This is a genomic window from Kineococcus terrestris (assembly GCF_041020755.1).
GTDB lineage: Bacteria > Actinomycetota > Actinomycetes > Actinomycetales > Kineococcaceae > Kineococcus > Kineococcus terrestris.
The window spans coordinates 1-2,878 of record NZ_JBEUEI010000069.1; the positions used below are offsets into that span (position 1 = coordinate 1).

At 76.4% G+C, this 2,878-nt stretch carries 3 protein-coding genes; 1 reads left to right on the plus strand and 2 read right to left on the minus strand.

Annotated elements, in window-relative coordinates; translation table 11 throughout:
* Window positions 1-222 precede the first annotated feature (222 nt).
* Complete coding sequence (locus tag AB8M62_RS20025) at window positions 223-1,053, plus strand: type IV toxin-antitoxin system AbiEi family antitoxin (protein WP_369070670.1); 831 nt, start codon at window positions 223-225, stop codon at window positions 1,051-1,053.
* Between the two features lie 127 nt (window positions 1,054-1,180).
* On the opposite strand, the gene AB8M62_RS20030 is transcribed toward AB8M62_RS20025, so the two are convergent.
* Both AB8M62_RS20030 and AB8M62_RS20035 read right to left on the minus strand, forming a co-directional pair.
* Entirely contained in the window at window positions 1,181-1,843 is a 663-nt protein-coding gene (locus AB8M62_RS20030; protein ID WP_369052737.1) for an HAD family hydrolase, read from the minus strand.
* 28 nt (window positions 1,844-1,871) lie between these two features.
* On the minus strand, window positions 1,872-2,777 hold the full coding sequence (locus AB8M62_RS20035; protein ID WP_369052738.1) for an MSMEG_6728 family protein: 906 nt from the start codon (window positions 2,775-2,777) through the stop codon (window positions 1,872-1,874).
* Between the last annotated feature and the right edge of the window lie 101 nt (window positions 2,778-2,878).

A 2,878-nucleotide genomic window follows, 5' to 3' on the forward strand; every position in this document is an offset into this window, starting at 1 on the left:
GCGCCTGCCGGGCCCACCCCCACCCCCACCGTGAACATGGACGGTGCACCGCTCAACCACCCCACCTCCTCGCCGTGATCATGGATGGGTGCACGCTCACTCATCCATGATCACCGCGGAGAGTTCGCGCGGCGGGGTCCACAGGCGACGTCTGGACGCGCGGAGCGGTGCGCTGGGCACGAGCGCCGGGGACTCCCTCGCGCCGGCAGCACGCTGCCCGGCGTGCCCGAGACCCTCCCCCGGCGGCGACACCGCGCCGCCACCGCACTGGCCGACCTGACGAACGACGAGCACTACCGCGCCGCCGCCCTCGGCGAGCTGCTCCCAGCCGGGGCGGCCCTGGCTCGCCGCACCGCCGCCCACCGGCACGGCTTCCGGCTGCGCATGCCCCACGAGCGCACGACCGACCTGCCCGTGGAGTGCGTCGTCCCCACCGGCCGCGACCCGGTCCGGCGGAGCGGGGTGCGCAGCTGGACCGCGGCGCTGCCCGGCGAGGACGTCGAGCTGCTGGACGGCCTGCCGACCACGACCGCCCTGCGGACGTGCCTGGACGTGGCTCGGTGGGAGACCCCGCCGCTGGGACTGGCCATGCTGGACAGGGCGTTGCGCGTCGGGCTGCTGGACCCCGAGGCGGCCCTGCAGCAGCTGGAGCGGCAGGCCGGGGAGCGCTTCGTCGCCCGCGCGCGCCGCCTGCTCCTGCTGTGCGACGCGGGTGCGGAGTCGCCGGGCGAGTCGTGGTTGCGGCTGCGGCTCGCGGACGCCGGCTTCCCGCCACCCGTGACGCAGGTGCTCGTCCCGCGCCCGCGCCGCGCACCGCTGCGCCTGGACCTGGGCTGGCCCGATCGCGGCGTCGGCGTGGAGTACGACGGGCGTGAGCACCACGAGGGCGCGGCCGCGGTCGCCCACGACGCCGCGCGCCGGGAGGAGCTGCTGGCACTGGGCTGGACGGTGGTCGGCGTCCACGCCGGGCACGTCCTGGGCCGCTCGACCGAGCTGGAGCGCGGTGTCGGGGAGCTGCTGGGCCTGGAACCCGTGCTCCGCCGCACGTGGTGAACCGCTCAACCGTTCATGATCACCGAAGATCCACCGCCGTGATCACGGATGTGCCGACGTCGCACAAATCCATGATCACGGCGGTCGGGGACGGGGCAGGTACGGGGGTGGGAGAGGAGGGGACGGGTCAGCGGGAGGGGCGGGCGAAGGGCGTGGCGTCCAGGCCGTCGACGAGCTCGCGCAGGGAGTCCAGGACCACGACGGCGCCCGCGCCGGTCAGCTCCTCCTCCGCGTACCCGCCGGTGCGCACGGCGACCGACGTCATGCCCGCGTTGCGCGCGGCCTCGCAGTCCCAGCGCGAGTCCCCGAGCACGACACCCGCCGAGCCGCCGACGCTCGCGAGCGCCGTCTGCAGCAGGTCGGGCGCCGGCTTGGTGGCCTCGGCGTCCTGCGAGGAGGTCCACCCGTGGCACAGCTCGCGCGCGTCGAGCAGGTCCAGGAACGCCTCGACGTGCTGCGGCTTGCCGGAGGAGGCCAGCACCACCGTCCAGTCCCGGCGGCGCAGCTCCTGCAGCAGGTCGCGCGCGCCGTCGAAGGGCCGCACCTCCGGCAGCAGCGGGTCGAACTCCTCCGTCCACGCCTCGCGGGCCTCGTCGCCGTGCTCGCGCTCGAACTCCTCGCCGGCGACGGCGGGCACGAGCTGGTCGCCGCCCATCCCGATCGCGCGGTGGACGCGCCACACGGGCAGCGTCACGTCCCAGCGGCGGAACGCCCGGAACCAGGCCAGGGCGTGGTGGTAGTTGGTGTCGACGAGGGTGCCGTCGACGTCCAGGACCGCGGTGTCGGCCACGGGTGTCCTCCAGGGGTTTCGGGGTCGGTCACGCCGCGACGTCGACGCAGAACAGCCGCCGGGGGTCCTGCAGCAGGGCGGGGGGCCGCACGTCGGCGCGCTCGGCGCGCCCGTTCCAGCGCACGCGCCGGCGGTGCCGCACGGCCACCCCCTTGCGCCCGTCGAACTCGTACCCGCCGAGCACCTCGCCGAGCAGGACGGCCTCCTCGCGCTCGACGGGCAGGCCCACCTCGTCGCCGGGAGCGAGCTCGTGCACGAACGTCTCCAGCACGCGCAGGTCCTTGCCGGGGCGCTTGCCGGGGCTGACCTCCTTGAGCAGCGCGCGCAGCGACTGCCCCTCCTCGCGCACGCGCACGTCGACGTCCACGCCGGACTCGGTGCCGAGGCCGACGACGCCGTCGGTGAGGAACTCCGCGAGCGCCTCCGGAGAGGACGGCCGCACGATCCACACCAGCCGCCCGGAGCCCCGCGCCGGGGGTTCCAGCGACGGCGGGTCGGGCCACACGTAGGGCAGGTCGTCGGGGTCCTCGTCGCCGAACAGGGGCCGGTAGAAGTCCGGGTCCTTGCGCAGCAGGGCGGAGCGGTGGCTGCGGTGCAGGGCCTCGTCGCCCAGCCAGTACGGCAGCAGGCCGTCGGCGGCCAGGTCGGCCTGGGTGCGCCCGGCGACCTCGGGGGCGAACTCGGCGATGAGCCGGCGCGTGGAGTCGGCCCGCCCGGGCCGCGTCCACGCGTCCACGCACGCCAGCCCGTAGGCGACGAGGGCGGGCGTGCAGCCGCGCCACATCCGCACCGCGGGGTGGTTCACCCAGCCGTAGTCGGGCAGTTCGAGGGCGCGCAGCACCTGCAGCGTCTCGACGCGCTGCTTGCCCAGGCGCGGCGCGTCGAGGACGGCGGCCGAACGCGCGAAGTCCGCGTACGGCAGGAAGGTCTGCACGTGCTCCACCCTGTCGCGGGGGGGGGGGGGGGGGGGGGGGGGGGGCGGGGGCGGGGGGGGGGGGGGGGGGGGGGGGGGGGGGGGGGGGGGGGGGGGGGGGG